The organism is Pseudomonas sp. FJ2-5-13 (assembly GCF_029201605.1).
Taxonomy (GTDB): domain Bacteria; phylum Pseudomonadota; class Gammaproteobacteria; order Pseudomonadales; family Pseudomonadaceae; genus Aquipseudomonas; species Aquipseudomonas lactis.
This window is the reverse complement of the sequence record NZ_CP104045.1, coordinates 5421421-5448331: the sequence shown is the minus strand read 5'-3', so window position 1 is coordinate 5448331 and position 26911 is coordinate 5421421. Positions and strand designations below refer to the sequence as shown.

Here is a 26911-nt window from a genome sequence, read left to right as displayed (position 1 = left end):
TTTTTCTCTGCCGGCCTGGCCGGACCTGTACCGATTTGCCTTCTTCACCCGTTATCTGACGCCCCTTGCCAACTCCCCCTGGCAACCGGAACGTGCGTCTGGCAGCGGGTCACGCTCTTGGAAGGTGGTCATTTGAAATCAGTGAATTCAAGAGGTTTGAACCCACATGTTGCTGATGATTGATAACTACGACTCCTTTACCTACAACGTTGTGCAGTACCTGGGAGAACTGGGTGCCGAGGTCAAGGTGGTGCGCAACGATGAACTTACTGTTGCCGAAATCGCCGCGTTGAACCCCGAGCGCATCGTCGTCTCACCTGGCCCATGCACGCCGACCGAGGCGGGTATCTCTCTGGAAGCCATCCAGTATTTCGCCGGCAAGCTGCCGATCCTGGGCGTCTGCCTGGGCCATCAGTCCATCGGACAGGCGTTTGGCGGTGATGTGGTGCGCGCGCGCGAGGTCATGCACGGCAAGACCAGCCCGGTGTTCCATCGCGACCTGGGTGTGTTCCAAGGCCTGAACCTGCCGGTGACCGTGACCCGTTACCACTCACTGGTGGTCAAGCGTGAGACCTTGCCCGAATGCCTGGAGCTGACCGCCTGGACCCAACTGGAAGACGGCTCGGTCGACGAGATCATGGGCCTGCGTCACAAGACACTGAACATCGAAGGGGTGCAATTTCACCCTGAATCAATCCTGACCGAGCAGGGCTACGAGCTGTTCGCCAACTTTCTCAAGCAGAGCGGCGGCACGCGCTAAGGACTTTTCATGGATATCAAGACTGCCCTGAGCCGTATCGTCGGCCATCTGGACCTGAGCACCGCGGAAATGAGCGATGTGATGCGCGAGATCATGACCGGTCAATGCACCGATGCTCAGATCGGCGCTTTTATGATGGCGATGCGCATGAAGAGCGAAAGCATCGACGAAATCGTCGGTGCGGTGTCGGTGATGCGTGAGCTGGCGGACAAGGTCGAACTCAAGACCCTCGACGGCGTCGTCGATGTAGTGGGCACCGGCGGTGACGGTGCGAATATTTTCAACGTATCGACCGCCTCATCCTTTGTGGTGGCCGCCGCTGGTTGCACCGTCGCCAAGCACGGTAACCGTGCAGTGTCTGGCAAGAGCGGCAGTGCCGACTTGCTGGAAGCGGCCGGTATTTACCTGAACCTCACGCCGGTGCAAGTAGCGCGCTGCATTGACAGCGTTGGCATCGGCTTCATGTTTGCCCAGTCCCATCACGGCGCGATGAAGCACGCTGCCGGCCCGCGCAAGGACCTTGGCCTGCGTACCCTGTTCAACATGCTCGGCCCGCTTACGAATCCGGCCGGTGTGAAGCATCAGGTGGTAGGGGTGTTCAGCCAGGCGCTGTGCCGGCCGCTGGCCGAAGTCTTGCAGCGTTTGGGCAGCAAGCATGTGCTGGTAGTGCATTCCAAGGATGGCCTCGACGAATTCAGCCTGGCGGCGCCGACCTTCGTGGCGGAGCTGAAGAATGACGAGGTCACCGAATATTGGGTCGAACCCGAAGACCTGGGCATGAAAAGCCAGAGCCTACACGGCCTGGCGGTGGAAAGCCCGGCGGCTTCGTTGGAGTTGATTCGTGATGCCCTGGGGCGTCGCAAGACCGAAAACGGTCAGAAAGCTGCGGAAATGATTGTGCTCAATGCTGGCGCAGCCCTTTACGCCGCCGACCATGCCTATAGTCTCAAGGAAGGTGTCGCCTTGGCCCACGATGCGCTGCACACCGGCCTGGCTCGCGAGAAGCTCGAAGAGCTGGGAGCATTCACCGCCGTATTCAAGATGGAGAATGAAGGATGAGTGTGCCAACCGTTCTGGAAAAGATCCTGGCCCGCAAGGCTGAAGAAGTGGCCGAGCGCCGCGCCCGTGTGAGCCTGGCCGAGTTGGAAGCGCAGGTGAAAGCCGCCGATACGCCACGCGGCTTTGCCAATGCCTTGATCGCTCAGGCCAAGCTCAAGCAGCCGGCCGTGATCGCCGAGGTCAAAAAGGCTTCGCCGAGCAAAGGGGTGATTCGCGAACACTTCGTACCTGCTGAAATCGCCGCCAGTTACGAGAAGGGTGGAGCGACCTGCCTGTCTGTGCTGACCGATATCGACTACTTCCAGGGTTCCGACCTGTTCCTGCAACAGGCTCGCGCCGCGTGCAAGTTGCCGGTGATCCGCAAGGATTTCATGGTTGACCCATACCAAATCGTCGAAGCCCGAGCCTTGGGTGCCGACTGCGTGTTGCTGATTGTTTCCGCGTTGGATGACGTGAAGATGGTCGAGCTGGCGGCCGTGGCCAAAAGCGTCGGCTTGGATGTATTGGTCGAAGTGCACGACGGCGACGAGTTGGAGCGCGCATTGAAGACTCTCGACACACCGCTGGTGGGCGTCAACAACCGTAACCTGCATACCTTCGACGTCAGCCTGGAAACCACTCTGGACCTGCTGCCGCGTATCCCTCGCGATCGTCTGGTGATTACCGAAAGTGGCATCGTCAACCGCGCCGATGTGGAACTGATGGAAATCAGTGGCGTGTACTCGTTCCTGGTGGGCGAGACGTTTATGCGCGCCGAGAACCCAGGGGCGGAATTGCAGCGCTTGTTCTTCCCGGAGCGCGGTACGACGATCAGCGGTTCGACACTAGACTGATTTGAAATACGCTCGGAACTGTAGGAGCTGGCCTGCGATAGCGGCGGGTCAGCCAACCTCTGTGTAGCTGACCCACCGCTATCGCAGGCAAGCCAGCTCCCACATTGGGTTTTGTGTTTATTCAGGTAGGTGTTCGATGCTCCAGCCCGTGATCATGACTGTCGAAGCTGGCCTTGCCGCCGAGCAAGACCTATTGGCAGCCGTTTGCGCGGGTGAGCAGGCGTTCGGATTGCTGTTCTGGCAGCCCAGTGACCAAGCGCTGGTCATGCCGCGCCGTTTGAGCCGATTGCCGGCATTCGAGGCGGCGAGCCAGGTCTCGGCCGATGCGGGTTGGCCGGTGTTGCTGCGTGAAACCGGCGGTGAGCCGGTGCCGCAGTCCGGCGCCACGGTCAATATCGCCCTGGTCTATGCCCCGCCGCGCAGTGAAGGCGACCAAGGGCGTATCGAAACCGGCTATCAGCGCTTGTGCCAACCGATCTGTGATCTGTTGATCGAGTTGGGCGGTAATGCGTCCGTCGGCGAAATTGACGGTGCCTTTTGCGACGGTCGTTACAACGTCAACCTTGATGGCCGCAAAATGGTGGGCACTGCCCAGCGTTGGCGACAAAGCGGTGGCCGCCCGGTCGGATTGGTGCATGGGGCGATGTTGCTGGAGAACGATCGTGAGCAACTGATTGCGGCGGTCAATCGCTTCAATCAAGCCTGCGGCTTGGAGCAGCGAGTTCGCGCCGACAGCCATATCGCACTGCACGAAGCGTTTCCCGCGCCGGATGCTATCAGTCGGCTCGACACGCTGTACCGTCAGATGCTGGCTGGTTTCCTGCCGGTTTAACGGGTGCCGAACACCACCATCGTCTTGCCTTTGACGTGCACCAGATTGCGTTCTTCCAAGTCCTTGAGCACGCGGCCGACCATTTCCCGCGAACACCCGACAATACGTCCGATCTCCTGGCGCGTGACTTTGATCTGCATGCCGTCGGGATGGGTCATGGCATCGGGTTGCTTGCATAACTCCAGCAGGCAGCGAGCGACGCGACCGGTGACATCAAAGAACGCCAGGTCGCCGACCTTGCGCGTGGTATCGCGCAAGCGCTGGGCAATCTGACCGCTCAGGGCATACAAGATATCCGGATCATGCTGGGCCAGTTCGCGAAATTTCGAATAGCTGATCTCGGCCACTTCGCACTCAACTTTGGCCCTTACCCAAGCGCTGCGTTCCTGCTCTTTGCCTGCTTGTTCAAACAGGCCCAGCTCCCCGAAGAAATCCCCGGTGTTGAGGTAGGCAATGATCATCTCACGGCCATCTTCATCCTCGATCAGGATGGTGACCGAGCCCTTGATAATGAAGAACAGGGTTTCTGAACGCTCGCCAGCGCAGATGATGTTGTGCTTGGCCGGATGACGCCGGCGCTGGCAATGCAACAGCAGTTTGTCGAGGTTCTTGATCTTGGGTGTGGGAGTAAGAGCAACCATGGTTGTATCCCGAAAAGACTGCGCGGTGTAGTTGGCGTTGTTTTTATCCAGCGGCCTCTCATTGATAGACGCTGTACAAGTCATGGCAATGCGCCATTCATTTGGCGCCAGCTTACCAGACACCTTCTGTCACGATTAGCCAATTTATCGGGCAAACGCTGTCATTTATCGAATTTATGCAGGGCGCTGCTGTTTCAAAGCCCTGTGCTAAGCTGGCGACCCTTTTTTAGCAGTGGAGTCTGGGCGATGAAGGCACGCATCCAATGGGCGGGCGAAGCCATGTTCCTCGGTGAGTCGGGCAGCGGCCATGTGGTGGTCATGGACGGTCCGCCGGAAGCCGGCGGGCGTAACCTGGGTGTACGCCCGATGGAAATGTTACTGCTGGGTGTGGGCGGTTGCAGCAACTTCGATGTGGTCAGCATCTTGAAGAAGTCGCGCCAGGCCGTGGAAAGCTGCGAAGCCTTCCTGGAAGCCGAGCGCGCCACTGAAGACCCCAAGGTTTTTACCAAGATCCATATGCATTTCGTGGTCAAGGGCCGGGCGCTGAAAGAAGCCCAGGTCAAGCGTGCCATCGAGCTGTCGGCCGAGAAGTACTGCTCAGCATCGATCATGCTGGGGGCGGCGGGCGTAGTCATTACCCACGACTACGAAATCATCGAGTTGGGTTGATTGCAGCAGGCAAAAGAAAGGGCGCTTTGGGCGCCCTTTTTTCGGTTCAGATTCGATAGGTGCTTTTGGTCATGACCTTGGCCAACAGGCTCATGCCGAACCGTACCGGGGCTGGAAAGCGGAAGCCGCCCGCGTCCAGCGCGCTTTCTGCATGGTGTTCTTCATCGATGCGCATCTGCTCAAGAATGGCCCGGGACTTTTCGTCTTCGGCCGGCAGTTGCTCCAGGTGTTCATCCAGGTGTTTGCACACCTGATGTTCTGTCGCGGCCACAAACCCCAGGCTGACTTTGTCGCTGATCAGCCCGGCAGCCGCGCCGATACCAAACGACAAGCCATAGAACAGTGGGTTGAGCACGCTGGGATGGCTGCCCAACTGGCGGATGCGTTGTTCGCACCAGGCCAGGTGGTCGATCTCTTCCTCGGCAGCGTGCTCCATCGCCGTGCGTACCTGTGGCAACTTGGCGGTCAGCGCCTGGCCCTGGTACAGCGCCTGGGCACAGACTTCACCGGTATGGTTGATGCGCATCAGGCCGGCCACGTGACGGGTGTCGGTCTCGCTCAGCTGTACATCCGGCTGCACGATGGCGGGCGATGGACGGTAAGGTTGGCCGCTGAACGGCAGCAGGGTGCGCATGGCCATGTCGGCTTGCAGCAACAGACGGTCAATCGGCGAGTAGTGACGTTGGGTAGTCATGCTGACCTCCGGGAAGAATCTCGGCGGCCAGTTTACCGCAAGAGAGCGTCCAGCGTTTGTGCTGAGTCAATTTGCCCTTGTGCACTCAGCCTGGTGGCCAGTTCATCTGGCGCTGACCCAGCACGTGCATATGGATGTGATAAACGGTTTGCCCGCCGTCTTCATTGCAATTCATCACCACGCGAAAGCCTTTTTCGCAGCCTTGTTCCACGGCCAGGCGTTGAGCAGTGAACAGGATATGGCCGGCCAGCGCCTTATCGTCCTCGGTCAGGTCATTGAGGGTACGAATGGGCTTTTTCGGGATAACCAGAAAATGCACCGGCGCCTGTGGGGCGATATCGTGAAAAGCCAGGACCTGGTCATCTTCATAGATGATCTTCGCCGGTATTTCTCTGTTGATGATCTTGGTGAACAGAGTATCCACAGCTGTATCTCCATTGTGAACGTGAGGTGAGTGTACGCAGGCCATCAGCGTGGGCAATAGGCCTTGTTGATGGCGCCGGCAATTCTGCGGGTCAGCCAGCGCGGGCTCAGGCGTGGGCTGAACGTCAGCCAACGGTTGCGGCGCCCGGGAATGATGATGGCTTTGTTCTTTTCCAGTGCGCGTACGGTGTAGAGCGCGACTTCTTCCGGGCTCATCAGTTGCTGGCTGCGGTCGAGTTTCGCCGTATCCATCTGTGCGGTGCCGAAGAATGCGGTGCGCGTGGGGCCGGGGCACAGCACTGAAACCTTGATGCCGCAGGTTTTCAATTCTTCGCGCAACCCTTCGGAAAAGTGCAGCACGTAGGCTTTGCTGGCGTAGTAGCTGCTCATCCACGGCCCAGGCTGGAAGGCGGCGACCGAGGCCACATTGAGGATTTGCCCGCCGCCATGCAGGGCCATGGCATTGCCCAGTGCGTGGCACATGCGGGTCAGGGCCAGGATGTTGACTTCGATGAGATCCTGCTCGGTCATCCAGTCCTGGGCCAGGAACGGCCCGCTGGTGCCGATGCCGGCGCAGTTGACCAGCAGGTCGATCTGCCGCTCACCCTCTTCGAGCTCCAGCAAAAAGCCGGACAAACGCAGCGGTTCGCCCAGGTCACAGGCACGAAACAGCACCTCGACGCCGAAGCGTTGGGTCAATTCCAATGCAATGCTTTCCAACTGATCACGCTGGCGGGCCACCAGAATCAAGCTGCGGCCGCGCCGTGCCAAGGCTTCGGCCAATGCCAGGCCGATGCCGCTGGAGGCGCCGGTGATCAGAGCGTAACGGGTCATGCCTTTCTCCATCGCAACGCCACCGGCCTATGACAGTGCGTCACAGGCGGCGGGCGTTTCTTCACTGTTCTGGAGAGTCTACAGGTTCGGCTGCGTCGTCAGCACTTTGCGCTGCGGCTTCATCAACGATAACGCTTTGATCGGCGTCTGCATCGGAGGTGATGGAGCTGCTTTCGTAGCTGCTGTCCATGTTGGCTTCAAGCTGGTCCAGATAGCCGTTCATGCCCAGGGTGACGACAATGATGAGCATCAAAGGGATAAACGCCAGCCACAGCGAGGCCAGTATTTTCACCGCAGTGGAGTTGCGTGGTGGTGGCGCGCCGTATTGGTTGGCGCCCGTGTTGCCTGGCAATACCAGCAACAGCAGAGGGAACACACTGTTCACCAGCGGAACCAGGTTGAGCAGGTACAGCCAGCCAGACCAGCCCAGGTCATGCAGGCGCTGCACGCCGATTTGCACGCTCACCACTACCAGTGCCACAAACAGCGCGAAACCCAGCAGTGAGCCAATAATGATGGCGATGGTTGGCGAGGCTGTCGCCACCGCGAAGCCCACCGTACTGATGATGCCCGCGGCCACCAACATCGCGACGGTCAGCGCCAGCGTCCAGGCCAGGTAGCGCAGGCGCCCGATGCGCCCGTGGATGGTGAACACCTTTAGAGTGGCGAACTCCGGCAGGTCGTCGCCAACGGCAGCGCGTGGTGGTGCATAAGGTGACGCGGCGGCGCGGTCAGCGGTTGACGAGCCTGTCTCGTGGGTTTCTGCCAGGCTGAATGCCACGGGTTGTTCGGCTTCGATGCGTGCGTCCACCCCGGCATTGTGCAGTGCCGTGAGGTAGGTTTCAGCGTCGGAGTGGGACAGGTCGCGTTTGAGCGCGACGGGGCGGCCGGTGAAGAGCTTTTCGATTGCGTCAACATCGCTTTTGAATAACTCGGCGAGGTTCAGCTTGGCGGTGGTGCTTTCGACACCTGGGCGCAAGGCTCCGTCAAACACAATCTTGAAACGGCTGTCGCTCATGCGGGCATCCTTGTCACTTAATCAGGGGGAGTATGCAGGCCTGTCCAATTGGCAGGCCCGGCAGTGGGTCAGCGTGGCCAGCGCAGTTGCGCGGCATGCTCGCGTGCTTTGCGGTATTCGGCATCCAGGCGCGCTATGAGCTCATCCACACTGGGCACATCATTGATCTCACCGACGCCTTGGCCGGCAGACCATACAGTTTTCCACGCTTTGGCCTCATCGCTCAATGGCTTGAGCTTGGAACCGAAGTTGACTTCCCCTTTGCCTTGAAGCGCAGCGAGGTCAAAACCGGCATTTTCCAGGCTCTGGCGCATGAAGCTCGCAGGTACGCCGGAGACAGCAGGAGTGTGCACGATGTCGGCGGCGCGCGATGTGAGCAGCATCTCCTTATAGGCATCCGGTGCCTGGCTTTCGGTGGTGCCGATAAAGCGCGTGCCGAAATAAGCGAGGTCTGCCCCCAGCACCTGGGCGGCAAAAATTTCGTGCCCATGGTTAAGGCAGCCCGCCAGCAGCAGGGTTTTGTCGAAGAACTGGCGAATCTCGGCAATCAGCGAAAAGGGGCTCCAGGTGCCAGCGTGGCCTCCCGCGCCAGCGGCTACGGCAATCAGGCCGTCGACGCCGGCTTCAGCGGCTTTCTCGGCATGGCGTCGGGTAGTGACGTCATGAAATACCAGGCCGCCGTAGCTGTGAACGGCATCTACCAATTCCTTTACCGCACCGAGGCTGGTGATGACGATGGGCACCTTGTGCTCGACGCAGATCGCCAGGTCGGCCTCCAGCCGCGGGTTGCTGTTGTGCACGATCAGGTTCACAGCATAGGGCGCAGGGTTGTCCAACTGCGCCAAGCCCGCTTCGATTTCTTCCAACCAGGCCTTGAATCCACTGCTTTCGCGTTGGTTGAGCGCCGGGAAACTGCCAACTACGCCGTTGCGGCAGCAGGCCAGGACCAGTTGCGGATTGGAGATCAGAAACATCGGCGCGGCCACCACGGGCAGGCGCAGACGTTGTTCCAGCAGAGCGGGCAGCGACATTGGAGGTTCCCCGAGTAATTGAAGTTAGAACGGTTTGACCACGACCAAAATTACGATAGCCAGCAATATCAGAACCGGGACTTCATTGAACCAGCGATAAAAGACATGGCTGCGGGTGTTCTCGCCACGGGCGAAGCGCTTTACCTGTGCGCCGCACATGTGATGGTAGCCAATCAGCAGGACGACCAGGGTCAGCTTGGCGTGGATCCAGGCGCCCGACTGGAAAATGCCGGGGTTGAGGGCCAGCATCCAGATGCCGAAGACCAGTGTGGCAACCATCGCCGGGCCCATGATGCCCCGGTACAACTTGCGCTCCATGATGCTGAAGCGTTCCTTGCTGACGGTGTCTTCGCTTTGGGCGTGGTAGACGAACAGGCGCGGCAGGTAGAACAGCCCGGCAAACCAGCAAACGATGCTGACGATGTGGAAGGCTTTGACCCATAGATAGAGCATTTTAGTTATTCCCAGGTTCACGGTAGCGAAGATAGTAGTGGCTCATGCGCCCGTACGTCACGTTGACGGTTGTCGCAGGACGATACGGCCCCTATTATCGACGGCTTTCCAGTGGGTTCGTTGAGGGCAGGTTTATGGTCAAGGTCGGTATCGTCGGCGGCACGGGTTACACCGGTGTCGAATTGCTGCGTCTGTTGGCTCAGCATCCGCAAGCTGAGGTGGTGGTTATCACTTCCCGATCCGAAGCCGGGCTGGCCGTGGCCGATATGTACCCGAACCTGCGAGGCCACTATGACGGCCTGGCGTTCAGTGTGCCGGACACCAAGACCCTGGGTGCCTGCGACGTGGTGTTCTTCGCCACGCCTCACGGTGTAGCCCATGCGTTGGCCGGTGAGCTGTTGGCGGCCGGTACCAAGGTTATCGACTTGTCGGCAGACTTCCGCCTGCAAGACGCCGATGAGTGGGCCAAGTGGTACGGCCAGCCTCATGGGGCGCCGCAGTTGTTGGAGGAGGCGGTGTACGGCCTGCCGGAAGTCAATCGCGAGCAGATCAAGCAAGCACGCCTGATTGCGGTGCCGGGTTGCTATCCAACAGCCACGCAATTGGGCTTCCTGCCATTGCTGGAAGCTGGTCTGGCGGATGCGTCGCGCCTGATCGCCGACTGCAAGTCGGGCGTCAGTGGTGCGGGCCGTGGCGCAGCGGTCGGTTCTCTGTACTCCGAAACGTCGGAAAGCATGAAAGCCTATGCGGTAAAAGGTCATCGTCACTTGCCGGAAATCCGCCAAGGCCTGCGCCGCGCTGCCGGCCAGGAGGTGGGGCTGACCTTCGTGCCGCACCTGACGCCAATGATCCGCGGGATTCACTCCACGCTGTATGCGACTGTCACCGATCGCTCGGTAGACCTGCAGGCGTTGTTTGAAAAGCGTTATGCCAATGAGCCGTTCGTCGATGTGATGCCGGCCGGCAGCCATCCGGAAACGCGCAGCGTGCGAGGCGCCAATGTGTGCCGTATTGCGGTGCATCGTCCGCAGGATGGCGACCTGGTGGTGGTGTTGTCGGTCATCGATAACCTGGTCAAGGGCGCGTCGGGCCAGGCGGTGCAGAACATGAACATCCTGTTCGGTCTGGACGAGAAGTTGGGCCTGTCCCACGCGGGCATGCTGCCTTAACGCGGGCTTACCGTTGCACAAAAGGCCCGTTGATCGGGCCTTTTGCATTTTTAATGGTCGCTGGGCAGATTGATATACCGTAACAATAGTTGACCGCTTTTCTAGGAGAAGCGGATAATGCCGGTCATTACGCATATGGCGGCGCTACGCCGGGAGATTATCAGCATGAGCGTTGAATCCTTCACCCCCACGGCTTTGCAATTCACCCACGGTGCTGCGCACAAGGTGAAGAGCCTGGTCGATGAAGAGGGTAATGATCGCTTGAAGCTGCGCGTATTTGTTACGGGCGGCGGTTGTTCAGGGTTTCAGTACGGTTTTACCTTCGATGAAGATGTGGCCGATGACGACACCATCGTTGAGCGCGAGGGTGTGAGCCTGGTCGTGGATCCGATGAGCTTCCAATACCTGGCGGGTGCCGAGGTGGATTATCAGGAAGGTCTGGAAGGCTCGCGCTTCGTGATCAAGAACCCTAATGCCACCACGACGTGTGGTTGCGGGTCCTCGTTCTCGATCTGACCGGTAGCAGATACAAAAACGCCGCTTGGCTTTACGGGCCAAGCGGCGTTTTGCTGTCTGGGATTCAGGCGGGGTAGATCGCGCCAAGCACTCGAAGCCCGCGAGCGCCAGTGACGCTGGGGCGATTGGCGGCAATTCCCTCAAGGCAGCAATGGGCCAGCCAGGCGAAGGCCATTGCCTCTACCCAGTCAGGGTCTACGCCGTAGGCCGCTGTAGTGCTGACATGGGTGGAAGGCAGTAGCGCGGTCAGCCGGCTCATCAGTGCCCCGTTATGGGCGCCGCCGCCACAGATCAGCAAGGTTGTTGTGTCAGTTTGGGCGCTTTGCAGGGACTCGACGACGGTCAGGGCCGTCAGCTCCAGCAGGGTGGCCTGTACGTCTTGGGGGTCAAAGGCGGGCAAGCGGCCAAGGTGCTGCTGCAGCCAGGCCAGGTTGAACACCTCTCGGCCCGTGCTTTTCGGGCCTTTGGTCAAGAAAAACGGATCGCTGAGCAACGTGGTGAGCAACTGGGGCTGTACCTTTCCGCTGGTCGCCCATTGCCCGTCCTGATCGAAGTGTTCGCCGCGCTGCAAATGAATCCAGGCATCGAGCAGCACGTTCCCTGGGCCGCAGTCGAAACCGGCGACAGGCTTGCCCGTCTCGATCAGGCTGAGGTTGCTGAACCCGCCGACATTCAATACCGCGCGATTGCCCGTCTGCTCGCCGAACAAGGCTTCATGAAAGGCTGGAACCAATGGGGCGCCTTGGCCGCCGGCAGCGACATCGCGGCTGCGGAAGTCGCTGACGACGGTGATATCTGTCAGTTCGGTGAGAAGGGCAGGGTTGCCGATCTGAACGGTAAAGCCTCGGGCGGGTTCATGGCGAATCGTCTGGCCATGGCTGCCAATCGCCCGAATGTCCTGAGGCCTGAGGTTCTGTTGATCCAGCAGGGTGTGGATGCCTTGAGCGGCAAGCGTTACCCACTGTTGCTGAGCAATTGCTGAGCGGGCGATTTCATCCGGGCCGCTCGCGCATAGGCTCAGCAGCTCTGTGCGCAAGGCGTCAGGCATTGGGATATAGCGGGTGGCGATCAGATTGATCGCCGCACCTTGTTCGATAAGGGCGATATCCAGGCCGTCGAGGCTGGTCCCGGACATCACACCGATATAGAGCGGCATACCTTAACGCTTCGCCGAAGCCAGCAAGGTGGAGCGCTCTTGGTCCATCCGTGCCATCAGCGGCTGGCTCTGCTGCATGAAGCGCGCGCGTTCGGCCTTGGCAATCGGGTCGGCCATCGGCAGCTTCTGGCCCAATGGGTCGACGTGTACGCCGTTGACCTGGAACTCGTAGTGCAAGTGCGGGCCGGTGGAGAGGCCGGTGGTACCGATGTAGCCGATCACTTGGCCTTGTTTCACGTTGCCGCCAGTCTTGACGCCCTTGGCGAACCCTTGCATGTGGCCGTACAGCGTGCGGTAAGTGTTGCCGTGCTGGATGATCACCGTATTGCCGTAACCACCACGGCGCCCCGCCAACAAGACCTTGCCGTCGCCCGCCGCCTTGATTGGCGTGCCACGCGGCGCGGCATAGTCGACGCCCTTGTGTGCGCGAATTTTATTCAGAATTGGATGCTTGCGGCCCATGGAGAAACGCGAGCTAATACGGGCAAAGTCAACGGGTGTACGGATGAAGGCCTTGCGCATGCTGTTGCCATCAGCCGTGTAGTAGCTGCTGTTGCCTTGTTTGTTGGTGTAGCGCACGGCGGTGTAGGTTTTGCCACGGTTTGTGAAGCGTGCAGACAGAATGTTGCCAGTGCCGACTACTTTTCCGTTGGCTACTTTCTGCTCGTAGATCACGTCGAATTCGTCGCCTTGACGGATGTCCTGAGCGAAGTCGATGTCGTAGCCAAATACGCTGGCCATGTCCATGGTCATGCTATGCGACAGGCCCGCACGCGCGGCCGATTGCGACAGGGAGCTGTTGATCACGCCATGTACGTAGGCGGAACGCATGACGGGTTTGGTGGTGATTCGGTTGAATGCGAAGCCTTTGGCGCCTTTGCTCAGGCTGATGCTTTCCAAGTCACTGATGCTGGTGTGCAGGTTGTTCAACTGGCCGTCTGGCGTCAGCTCAAATTCAAGCTTTTGGCCACGTTTGAGCTGAGTGAATTGCTTGGCTTGCTTATCGCTGGCGAGCACGTCATTTACAGCGGCGGCAGGCAACCCAACCTTTTCGAACAGGGTAGAGAGAGTGTCGCCTTTGCCCACGATGACTTCGCGATGCTGGGGATTCTTGGCTGTGGCGGCCGCAGGTGCTTCCTGGGCGGCTTGCTGGGTGTCTTCGGGAGTGCTTTCGATCTGTGCGAAAGGTGATTCAGTTGCAGTGTTTGTGGCTTGTTGTGCGTCGGAAGCGTCTTGATCTTGTGTCAGTTGTTCAACTGGGCTTTCCAGATCAAGGCTCAGGGATGTTCGTTTGGCTTCAACGTCACTGGAAGGGAATACCAGCAGCGCCAGGCTGAGAAGGGCGGCGATACCACTTGCGGCGAGCAGGTGGGTCTTCGGGTAAAGCGGCGGCGCTTTAGACGGTTCAGTGGTCATAGGTAATTTTGACTTTGAAGATGAAATGGAAAAGATGAATGACATGATGAAGATGAAATAACTGTATAAAATATAACCAAATCATCTGTGGCGCAAGCTCGCGAACGCTGGGCTTGCTGAACGGTGTCCGTGCGCAGGGCAAAACTTGTAATTAGTCCCTGATCTTGTATGGTTGGTTCCCTTTTGAATCTGAGCCTTGCGGGTCTGTTATGAAGTCGGTTGAAGAGCAGCTAGCGCTGATAAAACGTGGTGCGGAAGAACTGTTGGTCGAGTCCGAGCTGATCGAAAAGCTCAAGCGTGGCCAGCCCCTGCGTATCAAGGCTGGCTTTGATCCGACTGCGCCGGATCTGCACTTGGGTCATACCGTGCTTATTAATAAGCTGCGTCAGTTCCAGGAACTGGGCCATCAGGTCATCTTCCTTATAGGTGACTTCACCGGGATGATCGGTGATCCAAGCGGCAAGAGCGCTACGCGCCCGCCGCTGACTCGCGAGCAGGTGCTCGATAATGCCGAGACCTATAAAACCCAGGTATTCAAGATCCTTGACCCAGCCAAGACAGAGGTGGCGTTCAACTCCACTTGGATGGACAAAATGGGGCCGGCAGATTTCATTCGCCTGACGTCCCAGTACACCGTGGCGCGCATGCTTGAGCGCGATGACTTCGACAAGCGTTACTCGACCAATCAGCCAATCGCCATCCATGAGTTCCTTTACCCGCTGGTTCAAGGGTACGACTCGGTGGCGCTGCGTGCGGACGTTGAGTTGGGTGGCACTGATCAGAAGTTCAATCTGTTGATGGGGCGTGAATTGCAGCGCGCCTATGGTCAGGAGGCTCAGTGCATTCTGACCATGCCATTGCTGGAAGGCTTGGATGGCGTCAAGAAGATGTCCAAGTCCTTGGGTAACTATGTCGGTATCCAGGAAGCGCCGGGTGTGATGTACGGCAAGCTGGTGTCTATTCCGGACGCGCTGATGTGGCGTTACTTCGAACTGTTGAGCTTCCGCTCGATGGACGAAATCAATGCGCTGCGTGCGGATGTCGAGGCGGGCGCTAATCCTCGGGATGTGAAGATTAAGCTGGCTGAAGAAATCGTTGCACGCTTCCATGGTGAGGAGGCTGCGGCCAGCGCTCACCGTGCGGCAGGTAATCGCATGAAAGATGGCGAGTTGCCTGACGATCTGCCGGAGATTGAGCTGACTGCTGCCGAGGCTATGCCGATTGCGGCTGTGCTTAATAAGGCTGGCCTGGTGAAGAATTCGGCGGTAGCGCGTGATCTCTTGGGTTCGGGCGGTGTGCGTATAGATGGTGAGGTGGTTGATCGCACCTTTATATACGAGCTGGGCGCCACTCACGTTTGTCAGGCGGGTAAGAAGGCATTTGCGCGTATTACGCTCAAATCCGAATAAGTCTGAAATAGGTGTTGACGGCGAATTATATCTGTCTATAATTCGCCCCACTTCCGGCGCAGTCGAAACGGAAAACTCCTTGGTAAACAATGAGTTACGCAGTTATCGACAGCAAGTTGCTTCAGTTCATCGAAGCCAAAAGGAAGTTGAAAAAGAGGTGTTGACAGCAGCGTGTAACGCTGTAGAATTCGCCTCCCGCTTACGAGAGATCGCAAGCGCAAGTGGTTGAAGTTGTTGAAGAATTCTTCGAAAACTTCTGAAAATAACCACTTGACAGCAAATGAGGCTGCTGTAGAATGCGCGCCTCGGTTGAGACGAAAGATCTTAACCAACCGCTCTTTAACAACTGAATCAAGCAATTCGTGTGGGTGCTTGTGGAGTCAGACTGATAGTCAACAAGATTATCAGCATCACAAGTTACTCCGCGAGAAATCAAAGATGTAACCAACGATTGCTGAGCCAAGTTTAGGGTTTCTTAAAAACCCAAAGATGTTTGAACTGAAGAGTTTGATCATGGCTCAGATTGAACGCTGGCGGCAGGCCTAACACATGCAAGTCGAGCGGTAGAGAGAAGCTTGCTTCTCTTGAGAGCGGCGGACGGGTGAGTAATGCCTAGGAATCTGCCTGGTAGTGGGGGATAACGTTCGGAAACGGACGCTAATACCGCATACGTCCTACGGGAGAAAGCAGGGGACCTTCGGGCCTTGCGCTATCAGATGAGCCTAGGTCGGATTAGCTAGTTGGTGAGGTAATGGCTCACCAAGGCGACGATCCGTAACTGGTCTGAGAGGATGATCAGTCACACTGGAACTGAGACACGGTCCAGACTCCTACGGGAGGCAGCAGTGGGGAATATTGGACAATGGGCGAAAGCCTGATCCAGCCATGCCGCGTGTGTGAAGAAGGTCTTCGGATTGTAAAGCACTTTAAGTTGGGAGGAAGGGTTGTAGATTAATACTCTACAATTTTGACGTTACCGACAGAATAAGCACCGGCTAACTCTGTGCCAGCAGCCGCGGTAATACAGAGGGTGCAAGCGTTAATCGGAATTACTGGGCGTAAAGCGCGCGTAGGTGGTTTGTTAAGTTGGATGTGAAATCCCCGGGCTCAACCTGGGAGCTGCATTCAAAACTGACTGACTAGAGTATGGTAGAGGGTGGTGGAATTTCCTGTGTAGCGGTGAAATGCGTAGATATAGGAAGGAACACCAGTGGCGAAGGCGACCACCTGGACTAATACTGACACTGAGGTGCGAAAGCGTGGGGAGCAAACAGGATTAGATACCCTGGTAGTCCACGCCGTAAACGATGTCAACTAGCCGTTGGAAGCCTTGAGCTTTTAGTGGCGCAGCTAACGCATTAAGTTGACCGCCTGGGGAGTACGGCCGCAAGGTTAAAACTCAAATGAATTGACGGGGGCCCGCACAAGCGGTGGAGCATGTGGTTTAATTCGAAGCAACGCGAAGAACCTTACCAGGCCTTGACATCCAATGAACTTTCTAGAGATAGATTGGTGCCTTCGGGAACATTGAGACAGGTGCTGCATGGCTGTCGTCAGCTCGTGTCGTGAGATGTTGGGTTAAGTCCCGTAACGAGCGCAACCCTTGTCCTTAGTTACCAGCACGTAATGGTGGGCACTCTAAGGAGACTGCCGGTGACAAACCGGAGGAAGGTGGGGATGACGTCAAGTCATCATGGCCCTTACGGCCTGGGCTACACACGTGCTACAATGGTCGGTACAGAGGGTTGCCAAGCCGCGAGGTGGAGCTAATCCCATAAAACCGATCGTAGTCCGGATCGCAGTCTGCAACTCGACTGCGTGAAGTCGGAATCGCTAGTAATCGCGAATCAGAATGTCGCGGTGAATACGTTCCCGGGCCTTGTACACACCGCCCGTCACACCATGGGAGTGGGTTGCACCAGAAGTAGCTAGTCTAACCTTCGGGAGGACGGTTACCACGGTGTGATTCATGACTGGGGTGAAGTCGTAACAAGGTAGCCGTAGGGGAACCTGCGGCTGGATCACCTCCTTAATCGACGACATCAGCTGCTCCATAAGTTCCCACACGAATTGCTTGATTCATTGAAGAAGACGAAAGAAGCAGCCCGAAATTGGGTCTGTAGCTCAGTTGGTTAGAGCGCACCCCTGATAAGGGTGAGGTCGGCAGTTCGAATCTGCCCAGACCCACCAATTTTGTGTGGGAAACGCCTGTAGAAATACGGGGCCATAGCTCAGCTGGGAGAGCGCCTGCCTTGCACGCAGGAGGTCAACGGTTCGATCCCGTTTGGCTCCACCACTACTGCTTCTGTTTGTATAAAGCTTAGAAATGAGCATTCCATCGTGGTGATGGTGAATGTTGATTTCTAGTCTTTGACTAGTTCGTTCTTTAAAAATTTGGGTATGTGATAGAAAGATAGACTGAACGTTACTTTCACTGGTAACGGATCAGGCTAAGGTAAAATTTGTGAGTTCTCTTAACTGAGAAATTCGAATTTTCGGCGAATGTCGTCTTCACAGTATAACCAGATTGCTTGGGGTTATATGGTCAAGTGAAGAAGCGCATACGGTGGATGCCTTGGCAGTCAGAGGCGATGAAAGACGTGGTAGCCTGCGAAAAGCTTCGGGGAGTCGGCAAACAGACTTTGATCCGGAGATGTCTGAATGGGGGAACCCAGCCATCATAAGATGGTTATCTTGTACTGAATACATAGGTGCAAGAGGCGAACCAGGGGAACTGAAACATCTAAGTACCCTGAGGAAAAGAAATCAACCGAGATTCCCTTAGTAGTGGCGAGCGAACGGGGACTAGCCCTTAAGTGGCTTTGAGATTAGCGGAACGCTCTGGAAAGTGCGGCCATAGTGGGTGATAGCCCTGTACGCGAAAATCTCTTAGTCATGAAATCGAGTAGGACGGAGCACGAGAAACTTTGTCTGAATATGGGGGGACCATCCTCCAAGGCTAAATACTACTGACTGACCGATAGTGAACTAGTACCGTGAGGGAAAGGCGAAAAGAACCCCGGAGAGGGGAGTGAAATAGATCCTGAAACCGTATGCGTACAAGCAGTGGGAGCCCACTTTGTTGGGTGACTGCGTACCTTTTGTATAATGGGTCAGCGACTTATTTTCAGTGGCGAGCTTAACCGAATAGGGGAGGCGTAGCGAAAGCGAGTCTTAATAGGGCGTCTAGTCGCTGGGAATAGACCCGAAACCGGGCGATCTATCCATGGGCAGGTTGAAGGTTGGGTAACACTAACTGGAGGACCGAACCGACTACCGTTGAAAAGTTAGCGGATGACCTGTGGATCGGAGTGAAAGGCTAATCAAGCTCGGAGATAGCTGGTTCTCCTCGAAAGCTATTTAGGTAGCGCCTCATGTATCACTGTAGGGGGTAGAGCACTGTTTCGGCTAGGGGGTCATCCCGACTTACCAAACCGATGCAAACTCCGAATACCTACAAGTGCCGAGCATGGGAGACACACGGCGGGTGCTAACGTCCGTCGTGAAAAGGGAAACAACCCAGACCGTCAGCTAAGGTCCCAAAGTTATGGTTAAGTGGGAAACGATGTGGGAAGGCTTAGACAGCTAGGAGGTTGGCTTAGAAGCAGCCACCCTTTAAAGAAAGCGTAATAGCTCACTAGTCGAGTCGGCCTGCGCGGAAGATGTAACGGGGCTCAAACCATACACCGAAGCTACGGGTATCACGTAAGTGATGCGGTAGAGGAGCGTTCTGTAAGCCTGTGAAGGTGAGTTGAGAAGCTTGCTGGAGGTATCAGAAGTGCGAATGCTGACATGAGTAACGATAATGGGTGTGAAAAACACCCACGCCGAAAGACCAAGGTTTCCTGCGCAACGTTAATCGACGCAGGGTTAGTCGGTCCCTAAGGCGAGGCTGAAAAGCGTAGTCGATGGAAAACAGGTTAATATTCCTGTACTTCTGGTTATTGCGATGGAGGGACGGAGAAGGCTAGGCCAGCTTGGCGTTGGTTGTCCAAGTTTAAGGTGGTAGGCTGGAATCTTAGGTAAATCCGGGATTCTAAGGCCGAGAGCTGATGACGAGTTAACTTTTAGTTAACGAAGTGGTTGATGCCATGCTTCCAAGAAAAGCTTCTAAGCTTCAGGTAACCAGGAACCGTACCCCAAACCGACACAGGTGGTTGGGTAGAGAATACCAAGGCGCTTGAGAGAACTCGGGTGAAGGAACTAGGCAAAATGGCACCGTAACTTCGGGAGAAGGTGCGCCGGTGAGGGTGAAGGACTTGCTCCGTAAGCTCATGCCGGTCGAAGATACCAGGCCGCTGCGACTGTTTATTAAAAACACAGCACTCTGCAAACACGAAAGTGGACGTATAGGGTGTGACGCCTGCCCGGTGCCGGAAGGTTAATTGATGGGGTTAGCTAACGCGAAGCTCTTGATCGAAGCCCCGGTAAACGGCGGCCGTAACTATAACGGTCCTAAGGTAGCGAAATTCCTTGTCGGGTAAGTTCCGACCTGCACGAATGGCGTAACGATGGCGGCGCTGTCTCCACCCGAGACTCAGTGAAATTGAAATCGCTGTGAAGATGCAGTGTATCCGCGGCTAGACGGAAAGACCCCGTGAACCTTTACTATAGCTTTGCACTGGACTTTGAATTTGCTTGTGTAGGATAGGTGGGAGGCTTTGAAGCGTGGACGCCAGTCTGCGTGGAGCCATCCTTGAAATACCACCCTGGCAACTTTGAGGTTCTAACTCAGGTCCGTTATCCGGATCGAGGACAGTGTATGGTGGGTAGTTTGACTGGGGCGGTCTCCTCCTAAAGAGTAACGGAGGAGTACGAAGGTGCGCTCAGACCGGTCGGAAATCGGTCGTAGAGTATAAAGGCAAAAGCGCGCTTGACTGCGAGACAGACACGTCGAGCAGGTACGAAAGTAGGTCTTAGTGATCCGGTGGTTCTGTATGGAAGGGCCATCGCTCAACGGATAAAAGGTACTCCGGGGATAACAGGCTGATACCGCCCAAGAGTTCATATCGACGGCGGTGTTTGGCACCTCGATGTCGGCTCATCACATCCTGGGGCTGAAGCCGGTCCCAAGGGTATGGCTGTTCGCCATTTAAAGTGGTACGCGAGCTGGGTTTAGAACGTCGTGAGACAGTTCGGTCCCTATCTGCCGTGGACGTTTGAGATTTGAGAGGGGCTGCTCCTAGTACGAGAGGACCGGAGTGGACGAACCTCTGGTGTTCCGGTTGTCACGCCAGTGGCATTGCCGGGTAGCTATGTTCGGAATAGATAACCGCTGAAAGCATCTAAGCGGGAAACTAGCCTCAAGATGAGATCTCACTGGAACCTTGAGTTCCCTGAAGGGCCGTCGAAGACTACGACGTTGATAGGTTGGGTGTGTAAGCGCTGTGAGGCGTTGAGCTAACCAATACTAATTGCCCGTGAGGCTTGACCATATAACACCCAAGCAATTTGACTACTCTAACGAGCATCAGATTGCGGTGTGTGAAGACGAAGATGAACCGAAAGTTCGACGCTCACAAAGCACCGAAAGCTGTCACATACCCAATTTGCTGAAGCGAGGCCAGCTGGCCGCGACTCAGTACCCGAATTTCTTGACGACCATAGAGCATTGGAACCACCTGATCCCATCCCGAACTCAGCAGTGAAACGATGCATCGCCGATGGTAGTGTGGGGTTTCCCCATGTGAGAGTAGGTCATCGTCAAGATTAAATTCCGAAACCCCAATTGCGAAAGCAGTTGGGGTTTTGTTTTGGGCGCTCGAAAATCTCGATCCAGACTGATATCTAGCCTTTCTATGCAATGACCCTGCGCATGGCTATCATGCGTGCCTCATTCTGAGGCGATATGTGCATGCTGACGTTGTTGAAACTTCTGAAAGATGGTCAGTTCCATTCTGGAGAAGCGCTTGGCGCTGCCTTGGGCGTTAGTCGCAGTGCCGTGTGGAAGCAGCTTCAGCATCTTGAGGCAGAATTGAATCTCCCCATTCATAAGGTGCGGGGCCGCGGATATAGATTGGCTGCGCCATTGGTGTTTTTGAATGCGCAGGAGATTTCTTTGGGCGCGGCTTCCTTGGCTTGGCCCGTTCACATTTTCGACTCCATTGATTCCACTAATGCTGAGGCTTTACGTCTTATCGGTGCGGGCAGTGCGGCTCCTTTTGTTGTGCTGGCGGAGCAACAGACGGCGGGTAGGGGGCGACGAGGCCGCAAATGGGTCAGCCCATTTGCGCAAAACGTTTACTACAGCCTTGTATTGCGTATTGAGGGCGGTTTGCGGCAACTGGAAGGGCTGAGTCTGGTGGTGGGGCTGGCAGTCCTGCAGGCTCTGCGTGAGTCGGGTGTGCGGGGCGCAGCTTTGAAGTGGCCAAACGATGTCCTGGTTGGGCAAAAGAAAATCTCAGGCATCTTGCTTGAGTTGGTGGGAGATCCCGCCGATATCTGTCACGTTGTGCTAGGGATAGGTATCAATGTGAATATGCAGAAGGCTGTAGAGGTTGATCAGCAATGGACTTCGATGCAGCTCGAGGCTGGCTCTCCTGTGGATCGTAATCACCTGGTGGCGCGTCTGGGTTTGCAACTACAAGCCTACCTAGATCGACACAAGGCTGCGGGTTTTGCAGGGTTGCAAGACGAATGGGAACAGCATCACGCCTGGCAGGGGAGGTCCGTGTCGCTTATCGCGGGCGTCAATCAGATCGATGGGGTTGTGCTGGGCGTGGATCGTCAGGGCGCCTTGCGTTTGGATGTCGGTGGCGTTGAGAAAATATACAGCGGTGGTGAGTTAAGCCTGAGGTTGCGTGATGATTCTTGAGCTCGACTGTGGAAATAGCTTTATCAAATGGCGTGTTCTTGAGTCGAGTGAGGCAACTGTTCGCGCGGAAGGCATCGCAGGTTCGGATATCGCGCTGATCGATAGTTTGGTGGCTTTGCCTGGTCTATTGCTCACGCGTTGTCGGTTGGTGAGTGTTCGCGCGCTTGAGGAGACCGATAAGCTGATAGCTGCCTTGGTAGCGGCATTTGGCGTTGCTGTTTCCTGCGCCACCTCTGCTCAAGAAATGGGCGGAGTGCGCAATGGCTACGACGACTTCCAGCGCCTGGGGATGGATCGATGGCTGGCCATGCTAGGCGCGTTCAAATTGGCGTCAGGTGCATGCTTGGTACTCGACTTTGGTACAGCGGCGACAGCAGATTTTATTGGTCCGGACGGTGGCCACCTGGGTGGGTTTATTTGCCCGGGTATGCCGCTTATGCGTAATCAACTGCGAACCCATACCCGCAAGATACGCTATGACGACGCGGCCGCTGAGCGGGCGCTGGAGCGTCTCTCTCCTGGTCGAACAACCGTAGAGGCTGTCGAGCGTGGTTGTACCCTCATGCTTAGAGGGTTCGTGCTGACCCAGCTCGAGTTGGCGCGAGGCTATTGGGGGGAGGATTTCACGGTCTTCCTCACTGGAGGCGATGCCGAACTGGTCAGGGATGCCGCGCCTCAGGCTCGGCTGGTCCCGGACCTGGTGTTTGTTGGTTTGGCGATGGCGTGTCCTTTGTCTTGAGGTGATTATGCGCTGGCTGTTTTTGCTTTTACTGGTTCTCAATGTTTTCTATTACGTCTGGCATCAGCAAGAGGCGCCATTGCGGGCCAAGGATGTCACGCCCTTGAGTCTCCATCGGGGAGCGCAGCAAGACATTCGCCTCTTGAGTGAGTCGGCAGACACGGTGGCTCGGCGCGATCGAGCGAGGCCGGCCGAGGCGCAAAATACCTGCTTATACATCGGTGGCTTCTCGGATCGACGCCAAGCCTCCTCTCTCGAGCAGAGGCTCACGAGCCTTGATATCAAGGTCAAGGTCCAGTCGCTGAACGCACCGGACGCCTCGGGTTATTGGTTGCGCGTAGCCCCTGAAAGCCGTCGCCTGGCTGACGATCTGCCCTTTGAAAGCCTTGCTAATGAATTCAATGAGTTAAAACATAAAATAATGCTGTGTGAAGGCATTGCAACTCTCGAATAGTTTGCATAGAATGGCGCCCGCTTCGCAGTGAAGACCTTTAAGGGCTACAGTGCAAAGCTACCGTCAATGCAGCTAACCTCATAATTTAAATGAGAAAATGCTTGACAGAAGGTCGGCGTGATGTAAAATGCCGGCTCGCTTAGGAGGGGTTCCCGAGCGGCCAAAGGGATCAGACTGTAAATCTGACGTCTACGACTTCGAAGGTTCGAATCCTTCCCCCTCCACCATTTTTAGCGTGAGCTGCAAGCTCCGCGGGTATAGTTTAGTGGTAGAACCTCAGCCTTCCAAGCTGATGATGCGGGTTCGATTCCCGCTACCCGCTCCAAGTTTGCAGGTTGTGCAAGGTGTTTCGCTCTTGTAGCTCAGTTGGTAGAGCACACCCTTGGTAAGGGTGAGGTCAGCGGTTCAAATCCGCTCAAGAGCTCCATATAACAAGGCAGATATGAAAATATCTGCCTTTGTTTTAACAGCTGCCTCGGCTTGAATGTTGTTCGATGTTTCAGGTCTTGTGGGGTTGGTTGTTGTAAAGTCTTTTTCAGGCCTGCATAATGGTCGGCCTGATTTTGTTTTAGGTCAGTAGCTCAATTGGCAGAGCGACGGTCTCCAAAACCGTAGGTTGGGGGTTCGATTCCCTCCTGACCTGCCAGATTCACGTGGTGTGTCTGGCTTTCTTTTCACAGGATCTTCATAGATGACTCCTAAGGCTGAAGCTCAAAGCTCTCGTTTCGATCTGGTAAAGTGGCTCGCTGTAGTCGCCTTGGTGGTCGTAGGCGTTGTTGGCAATCAGTACTATTCTGCTTCGCCGATCCTGTACCGTGTACTCGCTTTGCTTGCCCTTGCTGCTGTAGCTGCCTTTGTAGGTCTGCAGACTGCCAAAGGCAAGTCCTTCGCGGTACTGGTTAAGGAAGCTCGCACCGAAATCCGTAAAGTCGTTTGGCCGACTCGCCAAGAAACCACGCAGACCACATTGATTGTCGTGGCTGTTGTTCTGGTTATGGCGTTGCTGTTGTGGGGGCTTGATTCCCTGCTCGGCTGGCTTGTTTCCTTGATTGTTGGCTAAGGGTGTCCCGTGGCTAAGCGTTGGTACGTTGTGCATGCTTACTCGGGTTACGAGAAGCATGTTATGCGCTCTTTGCTGGAGCGCGTAAAGCTGGCAGGCATGGAAGATGGCTTCGGCGAAATTCTGGTTCCCACTGAAGAAGTGGTTGAAATGCGGAATGGGCAGAAGCGCAAAAGCGAACGCAAGTTCTTCCCTGGCTACGTGCTGGTACAGATGGACATGAACGAAGGTACTTGGCACTTGGTCAAGGATACCCCTCGCGTCATGGGCTTCATTGGCGGTACTGCCGATAAGCCTGCTCCGATCACCGATAAAGAGGCGGAAGCAATTCTGCGTCGTGTCGCTGACGGTAGCGACAAGCCCAAGCCGAAGACGTTGTTCGAGCCGGGTGAGGTTGTTCGCGTTACAGATGGTCCGTTTGCTGATTTCAACGGTACGGTCGAAGAAGTTAACTACGAAAAGAGCCGGATCCAAGTGGCAGTGCTCATTTTCGGTCGCTCTACTCCGGTAGAGTTGGAGTTCAGCCAGGTCGAGAAGGTCTAGCTGGGCAAGCATCCCAACCCCGCAGCTTCGGCTGTGGGGTTTTGTCGTCACTGGGATAAACGCGCAAGTAACCGGGGAGCCTTTCGAGGCGTTTGAACCCGTAATTGGAGTGCCTCATGGCCAAGAAGATTACCGCTTACATCAAGCTGCAAGTGAAGGCCGCTCAGGCCAACCCTAGCCCACCCGTCGGTCCAGCTCTGGGTCAGCACGGCGTGAACATCATGGAATTCTGCAAGGCCTTCAACGCCCGTACTCAGGGTCTTGAGCCAGGTCTGCCGACTCCAGTGATCATCACTGTATACAGCGACCGTAGCTTCACCTTCGAAACCAAGTCGACCCCGGCTTCGGTTTTGCTGAAGAAAGCTGCCGGTCTGACTAGCGGTTCCGCTCGTCCTAACACCGTTAAGGTTGGCACCGTGACCCGTGCTCAGCTGGAAGAAATCGCGAAAACCAAAAACGCGGATCTGACTGCAGCTGATATGGATGCAGCCGTGCGTACCATCGCCGGTTCTGCTCGTAGCATGGGCCTTAACGTGGAGGGTGTGTAATGGCTAAGCTGACCAAGCGCCAAAAGGCTATCGCCGGCAAAATCGAAGCGGGCAAGTCCTACAACTTCGTAGACGCTGCTGCCCTGCTGACCGAGCTGTCGACTGTCAAGTTCAGCGAGTCTGTTGACGTTGCTGTAAACCTGGGCGTTGACCCACGTAAATCTGACCAGGTCGTTCGTAGCGCTACTGTGCTGCCACACGGTACTGGCAAGACTGTACGTGTTGCTGTCTTCACCCAAGGCCCAGCTGCTGAAGCTGCTCTGGCCGCTGGTGCTGATCGCGTTGGCATGGACGACCTGGCTGCCGAAATGAAAGGCGGCGACCTGAACTATGACGTCGTAATTGCTTCCCCGGATGCAATGCGCGTTGTAGGTCAGTTGGGTCAGATCCTCGGTCCACGTGGCCTGATGCCTAACCCTAAAGTCGGCACCGTAACGCCAGACGTAGCTACCGCGGTTAAAAACGCCAAGGCTGGTCAGGTTCGTTATCGCACCGACAAAAACGGCATCATTCACACCTCCGTTGGCAAAGTCGGCTTCGATGCCGTCAAGCTGAAGGAAAACGTTGAAGCCCTGATCGCTGATCTGAAGCGTATCAAGCCTGCTTCCTCGAAAGGTATCTACGTCAAGCGCGTTACCCTGAGCACCACTATGGGCCCAGGTCTGGTCATCGACCAAGGCTCGCTGGACGTATAAGACATAAATTGGCGCAAGTAATTGCGCCAATTGAAAGATTGGGGTCCCTGCCTGGCGGGGGCTATCCAAGACCGTAGGCGACGCAAGTCTTAAACCAACAAGCCTACGCAGATGGTGCTCCCGGTTCCTTACCGAATCAGACACCAAAACGACATCAGGCCTAGGCCAGATGAAACGGTAACAAGCAGGAGTTAAACCCGTGGCAATTAATCTCGAAGACAAGAAGGCCATCGTCGCTGAAGTCAACGAGGCTGCCAAAGCTGCTCTGTCCGCTGTCGTGGCTGATGCCCGTGGTGTGACAGTAGGCGCTATGACCGGACTCCGTAAAGAGGCTCGTGAAGCTGGCGTATACGTACGTGTTGTACGTAACACCCTGCTCAAGCGCGCCGTTGCTGACACTGAATACAGTGTTCTCAACGACGTGTTCACCGGCCCGACTCTGATCGCGTTCTCTAAAGATCATCCAGGCGCTGCTGCCCGTTTGTTCAAAGAATTCGCCAAGAGTCAGGATAAGTTCGAGATCAAGGCAGCTGCGTTCGAGGGCAAGTTCCTCGCAGCTAACCAAATCGACGTACTGGCAACACTGCCGACCCGTAACGAAGCTATTTCGCAGCTGATGAGCGTGATTCAAGGCGCTACCAGCAAGCTGGCTCGTACTCTGGCTGCAGTTCGCGAGCAAAAAGAAGCTGCCGCAGCCTAAGGCTGAGCAAATTCTCTCGCGTATTTTTGTTTATTTCGATGGCCGCGTAGGCCGTCCCCCAATTCAGGAAATACAGCAATGTCTATCTCCCAAGACGATATCCTCAACGCCGTAGCTGAAATGTCGGTTCTGCAGGTTGTTGAGCTGATCAAAGCTTTCGAAGAAAAATTCGGCGTTTCCGCTGCCGCTGCTTCCGCTGGCCCAGCTGTTGCTGCTGTCGCTGCTGAAGAGCAAACCGAATTCAACGTCATGCTGCTGGAAGCTGGCGAGAAGAAAGTAAACGTGATCAAGGCAGTACGTGAACTGACCGGTCTGGGCCTGAAAGAAGCCAAGGCTGTAGTTGACGGCGCTCCTGCCCAGGTTCTGGAAGCTGTGTCGAAAGACGCCGCTGACAAAGCCAAAGCTACTCTGGAAGAAGCAGGCGCTAAAGTCGAGCTGAAGTAAG

The 26911-nt window shown here is 56.1% G+C and carries 26 protein-coding genes, 6 tRNA genes and 3 rRNA genes; 26 read left to right on the top strand and 9 right to left on the bottom strand.

The window, feature by feature from the left end:
- The first annotated feature begins 166 nt into the window (after positions 1 to 166).
- The 4 genes from N2A98_RS24215 to N2A98_RS24200 all read left to right on the top strand — a co-directional run bounded on the left by N2A98_RS24215 (position 167) and on the right by N2A98_RS24200 (position 3484).
- On the top strand, positions 167 to 760 hold the full coding sequence (locus N2A98_RS24215; protein ID WP_044269431.1) for an aminodeoxychorismate/anthranilate synthase component II: 594 nt from the start codon (positions 167 to 169) through the stop codon (positions 758 to 760).
- Between the two features lie 9 nt (positions 761 to 769).
- Entirely contained in the window at positions 770 to 1819 is a 1050-nt protein-coding gene (trpD, locus tag N2A98_RS24210) for an anthranilate phosphoribosyltransferase (protein ID WP_003194694.1), read from the top strand.
- The gene (gene trpC, locus N2A98_RS24205; RefSeq protein WP_275622737.1) at positions 1816 to 2652 is read left to right on the top strand and encodes an indole-3-glycerol phosphate synthase TrpC; all 837 of its coding nucleotides are present in this window, start codon (positions 1816 to 1818) and stop codon (positions 2650 to 2652) included. The genes trpD and trpC overlap by 4 nt, the downstream gene beginning before the upstream one ends.
- 136 nt (positions 2653 to 2788) lie before the next feature.
- Entirely contained in the window at positions 2789 to 3484 is a 696-nt protein-coding gene (locus N2A98_RS24200; RefSeq protein ID WP_044269428.1) for a lipoate--protein ligase family protein, read from the top strand.
- Here N2A98_RS24200 and crp read toward each other — a convergent pair.
- Positions 3481 to 4125, bottom strand: coding sequence for a cAMP-activated global transcriptional regulator CRP (gene crp, locus N2A98_RS24195; RefSeq protein ID WP_044269426.1), 645 nt, complete (start codon positions 4123 to 4125; stop codon positions 3481 to 3483). The two genes, N2A98_RS24200 and crp, sit on opposite strands and share 4 nt — an antisense overlap.
- A 246-nt stretch (positions 4126 to 4371) precedes the next feature.
- Here crp and N2A98_RS24190 point away from each other — a divergent pair, with 246 nt between their 5' ends.
- Positions 4372 to 4794 (top strand): OsmC family protein, encoded by a 423-nt coding sequence (locus N2A98_RS24190; protein ID WP_003194686.1) that lies wholly within the window; start codon positions 4372 to 4374, stop codon positions 4792 to 4794.
- A 46-nt stretch (positions 4795 to 4840) separates the two neighbouring features.
- Here N2A98_RS24190 and coq7 read toward each other — a convergent pair whose 3' ends face one another.
- The 6 genes from coq7 to hemJ form a co-directional block, all read right to left on the bottom strand.
- On the bottom strand, positions 4841 to 5488 hold the full coding sequence (gene coq7, locus N2A98_RS24185) for a 2-polyprenyl-3-methyl-6-methoxy-1,4-benzoquinone monooxygenase (protein WP_003194684.1): 648 nt from the start codon (positions 5486 to 5488) through the stop codon (positions 4841 to 4843).
- Positions 5489 to 5573: 85 nt separating this feature from the next.
- Positions 5574 to 5912 carry a histidine triad nucleotide-binding protein gene (locus N2A98_RS24180; protein WP_003194682.1) on the bottom strand — a complete coding sequence of 113 codons (339 nt, stop codon included), beginning with the start codon at positions 5910 to 5912 and terminating at the stop codon, positions 5574 to 5576.
- Between the two features lie 44 nt (positions 5913 to 5956).
- Entirely contained in the window at positions 5957 to 6745 is a 789-nt protein-coding gene (locus tag N2A98_RS24175) for an SDR family oxidoreductase (protein WP_275622736.1), read from the bottom strand.
- A 61-nt stretch (positions 6746 to 6806) separates the two neighbouring features.
- Entirely contained in the window at positions 6807 to 7763 is a 957-nt protein-coding gene (locus N2A98_RS24170; protein WP_044269424.1) for a DUF805 domain-containing protein, read from the bottom strand.
- Between the two features lie 68 nt (positions 7764 to 7831).
- The gene (locus tag N2A98_RS24165) at positions 7832 to 8794 is read right to left on the bottom strand and encodes a nitronate monooxygenase family protein (RefSeq protein ID WP_275622735.1); all 963 of its coding nucleotides are present in this window, start codon (positions 8792 to 8794) and stop codon (positions 7832 to 7834) included.
- A gap of 24 nt (positions 8795 to 8818) precedes the next feature.
- Positions 8819 to 9247 carry a protoporphyrinogen oxidase HemJ gene (gene hemJ / locus N2A98_RS24160; protein WP_003194674.1) on the bottom strand — a complete coding sequence of 143 codons (429 nt, stop codon included), beginning with the start codon at positions 9245 to 9247 and terminating at the stop codon, positions 8819 to 8821.
- Positions 9248 to 9381: 134 nt separating this feature from the next.
- Here hemJ and argC point away from each other — a divergent pair, with 134 nt between their 5' ends.
- Both argC and erpA read left to right on the top strand, forming a co-directional pair.
- Complete coding sequence (gene argC, locus N2A98_RS24155; protein WP_044269421.1) at positions 9382 to 10416, top strand: N-acetyl-gamma-glutamyl-phosphate reductase; 1035 nt, start codon at positions 9382 to 9384, stop codon at positions 10414 to 10416.
- A 165-nt stretch (positions 10417 to 10581) separates the two neighbouring features.
- Positions 10582 to 10932 (top strand): iron-sulfur cluster insertion protein ErpA, encoded by a 351-nt coding sequence (erpA, locus tag N2A98_RS24150; protein WP_003176443.1) that lies wholly within the window; start codon positions 10582 to 10584, stop codon positions 10930 to 10932.
- Between the two features lie 64 nt (positions 10933 to 10996).
- Here erpA and N2A98_RS24145 read toward each other — a convergent pair whose 3' ends face one another.
- Both N2A98_RS24145 and N2A98_RS24140 read right to left on the bottom strand, forming a co-directional pair.
- Entirely contained in the window at positions 10997 to 12088 is a 1092-nt protein-coding gene (locus N2A98_RS24145) for an anhydro-N-acetylmuramic acid kinase (RefSeq protein ID WP_275622734.1), read from the bottom strand.
- Positions 12089 to 12091: 3 nt separating this feature from the next.
- Positions 12092 to 13504, bottom strand: coding sequence for a peptidoglycan DD-metalloendopeptidase family protein (locus N2A98_RS24140; RefSeq protein ID WP_044269419.1), 1413 nt, complete (start codon positions 13502 to 13504; stop codon positions 12092 to 12094).
- Positions 13505 to 13713: 209 nt separating this feature from the next.
- Here N2A98_RS24140 and tyrS point away from each other — a divergent pair, with 209 nt between their 5' ends.
- The 19 genes from tyrS (at position 13714) to rplL (ending at position 26910) form a co-directional block, all read left to right on the top strand.
- Complete coding sequence (gene tyrS, locus N2A98_RS24135; protein ID WP_003194666.1) at positions 13714 to 14913, top strand: tyrosine--tRNA ligase; 1200 nt, start codon at positions 13714 to 13716, stop codon at positions 14911 to 14913.
- A gap of 495 nt (positions 14914 to 15408) precedes the next feature.
- Positions 15409 to 16945 (top strand): 16S ribosomal RNA (locus N2A98_RS24130).
- 81 nt (positions 16946 to 17026) lie between these two features.
- Positions 17027 to 17103: transfer RNA gene (locus N2A98_RS24125), tRNA-Ile, on the top strand.
- Positions 17104 to 17133: 30 nt separating this feature from the next.
- Positions 17134 to 17209, top strand: a tRNA-Ala gene (locus N2A98_RS24120).
- Between the two features lie 247 nt (positions 17210 to 17456).
- Positions 17457 to 20348 (top strand): 23S ribosomal RNA (locus N2A98_RS24115).
- A gap of 158 nt (positions 20349 to 20506) precedes the next feature.
- Positions 20507 to 20622: ribosomal RNA gene (rrf, locus tag N2A98_RS24110) — 5S ribosomal RNA — on the top strand.
- Together the 16S, 23S and 5S rRNA genes with 2 tRNA genes alongside form the textbook arrangement of a ribosomal RNA operon.
- A 145-nt stretch (positions 20623 to 20767) precedes the next feature.
- Complete coding sequence (birA, locus tag N2A98_RS24105) at positions 20768 to 21727, top strand: bifunctional biotin--[acetyl-CoA-carboxylase] ligase/biotin operon repressor BirA (RefSeq protein ID WP_078803924.1); 960 nt, start codon at positions 20768 to 20770, stop codon at positions 21725 to 21727.
- The gene (locus N2A98_RS24100) at positions 21717 to 22466 is read left to right on the top strand and encodes a pantothenate kinase (protein ID WP_275622733.1); all 750 of its coding nucleotides are present in this window, start codon (positions 21717 to 21719) and stop codon (positions 22464 to 22466) included. Before birA ends, N2A98_RS24100 begins: the two co-directional genes overlap by 11 nt.
- Positions 22467 to 22473: 7 nt before the next feature.
- Positions 22474 to 22920, top strand: coding sequence for a hypothetical protein (locus tag N2A98_RS24095; protein WP_044269400.1), 447 nt, complete (start codon positions 22474 to 22476; stop codon positions 22918 to 22920).
- A 142-nt stretch (positions 22921 to 23062) separates the two neighbouring features.
- Positions 23063 to 23147: transfer RNA gene (locus tag N2A98_RS24090), tRNA-Tyr, on the top strand.
- Positions 23148 to 23171: 24 nt separating this feature from the next.
- Positions 23172 to 23245, top strand: a tRNA-Gly gene (locus N2A98_RS24085).
- Positions 23246 to 23271: 26 nt separating this feature from the next.
- A tRNA-Thr gene (locus tag N2A98_RS24080) sits at positions 23272 to 23347 on the top strand.
- Positions 23348 to 23490: 143 nt separating this feature from the next.
- A tRNA-Trp gene (locus tag N2A98_RS24075) sits at positions 23491 to 23566 on the top strand.
- A 45-nt stretch (positions 23567 to 23611) separates the two neighbouring features.
- Positions 23612 to 23980 (top strand): preprotein translocase subunit SecE, encoded by a 369-nt coding sequence (gene secE / locus N2A98_RS24070; protein ID WP_003194658.1) that lies wholly within the window; start codon positions 23612 to 23614, stop codon positions 23978 to 23980.
- Between the two features lie 9 nt (positions 23981 to 23989).
- Positions 23990 to 24523, top strand: coding sequence for a transcription termination/antitermination protein NusG (nusG, locus tag N2A98_RS24065; protein WP_003176436.1), 534 nt, complete (start codon positions 23990 to 23992; stop codon positions 24521 to 24523).
- A gap of 116 nt (positions 24524 to 24639) precedes the next feature.
- Entirely contained in the window at positions 24640 to 25071 is a 432-nt protein-coding gene (gene rplK / locus N2A98_RS24060; RefSeq protein ID WP_003176435.1) for a 50S ribosomal protein L11, read from the top strand.
- Positions 25071 to 25766: a 50S ribosomal protein L1 gene (gene rplA, locus N2A98_RS24055; protein WP_003176434.1), complete on the top strand. Its 696-nt coding sequence runs from the start codon at positions 25071 to 25073 to the stop codon at positions 25764 to 25766. Before rplK ends, rplA begins: the two co-directional genes overlap by 1 nt.
- A 199-nt stretch (positions 25767 to 25965) precedes the next feature.
- Positions 25966 to 26466 (top strand): 50S ribosomal protein L10, encoded by a 501-nt coding sequence (rplJ, locus tag N2A98_RS24050; protein ID WP_003176433.1) that lies wholly within the window; start codon positions 25966 to 25968, stop codon positions 26464 to 26466.
- Between the two features lie 78 nt (positions 26467 to 26544).
- A complete protein-coding gene (rplL, locus tag N2A98_RS24045) occupies positions 26545 to 26910 on the top strand; it encodes a 50S ribosomal protein L7/L12 (RefSeq protein WP_003176432.1) in 366 nt (121 codons plus the stop codon).
- Position 26911: the final 1 nt, after the last annotated feature.

Excerpts from the sequence above, each read along its gene's own strand:
- N2A98_RS24215 (WP_044269431.1), top strand. The coding sequence starts at position 167 with ATGTTGCTGATGATTGATAACTACGACTCCTTTACCTACAACGTTGTG.
- trpD (WP_003194694.1), top strand. The coding sequence starts at position 770 with ATGGATATCAAGACTGCCCTGAGCCGTATCGTCGGCCATCTGGACCTG.
- trpC (WP_275622737.1), top strand. The coding sequence starts at position 1,816 with ATGAGTGTGCCAACCGTTCTGGAAAAGATCCTGGCCCGCAAGGCTGAA.
- N2A98_RS24200 (WP_044269428.1), top strand. The coding sequence starts at position 2,789 with ATGCTCCAGCCCGTGATCATGACTGTCGAAGCTGGCCTTGCCGCCGAG.
- crp (WP_044269426.1), bottom strand. The coding sequence starts at position 4,125 with ATGGTTGCTCTTACTCCCACACCCAAGATCAAGAACCTCGACAAACTG.
- N2A98_RS24190 (WP_003194686.1), top strand. The coding sequence starts at position 4,372 with ATGAAGGCACGCATCCAATGGGCGGGCGAAGCCATGTTCCTCGGTGAG.
- coq7 (WP_003194684.1), bottom strand. The coding sequence starts at position 5,488 with ATGACTACCCAACGTCACTACTCGCCGATTGACCGTCTGTTGCTGCAA.
- N2A98_RS24175 (WP_275622736.1), bottom strand. The coding sequence starts at position 6,745 with ATGACCCGTTACGCTCTGATCACCGGCGCCTCCAGCGGCATCGGCCTG.
- N2A98_RS24170 (WP_044269424.1), bottom strand. The coding sequence starts at position 7,763 with ATGAGCGACAGCCGTTTCAAGATTGTGTTTGACGGAGCCTTGCGCCCA.
- N2A98_RS24165 (WP_275622735.1), bottom strand. The coding sequence starts at position 8,794 with ATGTCGCTGCCCGCTCTGCTGGAACAACGTCTGCGCCTGCCCGTGGTG.
- hemJ (WP_003194674.1), bottom strand. The coding sequence starts at position 9,247 with ATGCTCTATCTATGGGTCAAAGCCTTCCACATCGTCAGCATCGTTTGC.
- argC (WP_044269421.1), top strand. The coding sequence starts at position 9,382 with ATGGTCAAGGTCGGTATCGTCGGCGGCACGGGTTACACCGGTGTCGAA.
- erpA (WP_003176443.1), top strand. The coding sequence starts at position 10,582 with ATGAGCGTTGAATCCTTCACCCCCACGGCTTTGCAATTCACCCACGGT.
- N2A98_RS24145 (WP_275622734.1), bottom strand. The coding sequence starts at position 12,088 with ATGCCGCTCTATATCGGTGTGATGTCCGGGACCAGCCTCGACGGCCTG.
- N2A98_RS24140 (WP_044269419.1), bottom strand. The coding sequence starts at position 13,504 with ATGACCACTGAACCGTCTAAAGCGCCGCCGCTTTACCCGAAGACCCAC.
- tyrS (WP_003194666.1), top strand. The coding sequence starts at position 13,714 with ATGAAGTCGGTTGAAGAGCAGCTAGCGCTGATAAAACGTGGTGCGGAA.
- birA (WP_078803924.1), top strand. The coding sequence starts at position 20,768 with ATGCTGACGTTGTTGAAACTTCTGAAAGATGGTCAGTTCCATTCTGGA.
- N2A98_RS24100 (WP_275622733.1), top strand. The coding sequence starts at position 21,717 with ATGATTCTTGAGCTCGACTGTGGAAATAGCTTTATCAAATGGCGTGTT.
- N2A98_RS24095 (WP_044269400.1), top strand. The coding sequence starts at position 22,474 with ATGCGCTGGCTGTTTTTGCTTTTACTGGTTCTCAATGTTTTCTATTAC.
- secE (WP_003194658.1), top strand. The coding sequence starts at position 23,612 with ATGACTCCTAAGGCTGAAGCTCAAAGCTCTCGTTTCGATCTGGTAAAG.
- rplK (WP_003176435.1), top strand. The coding sequence starts at position 24,640 with ATGGCCAAGAAGATTACCGCTTACATCAAGCTGCAAGTGAAGGCCGCT.
- rplA (WP_003176434.1), top strand. The coding sequence starts at position 25,071 with ATGGCTAAGCTGACCAAGCGCCAAAAGGCTATCGCCGGCAAAATCGAA.
- rplL (WP_003176432.1), top strand. The coding sequence starts at position 26,545 with ATGTCTATCTCCCAAGACGATATCCTCAACGCCGTAGCTGAAATGTCG.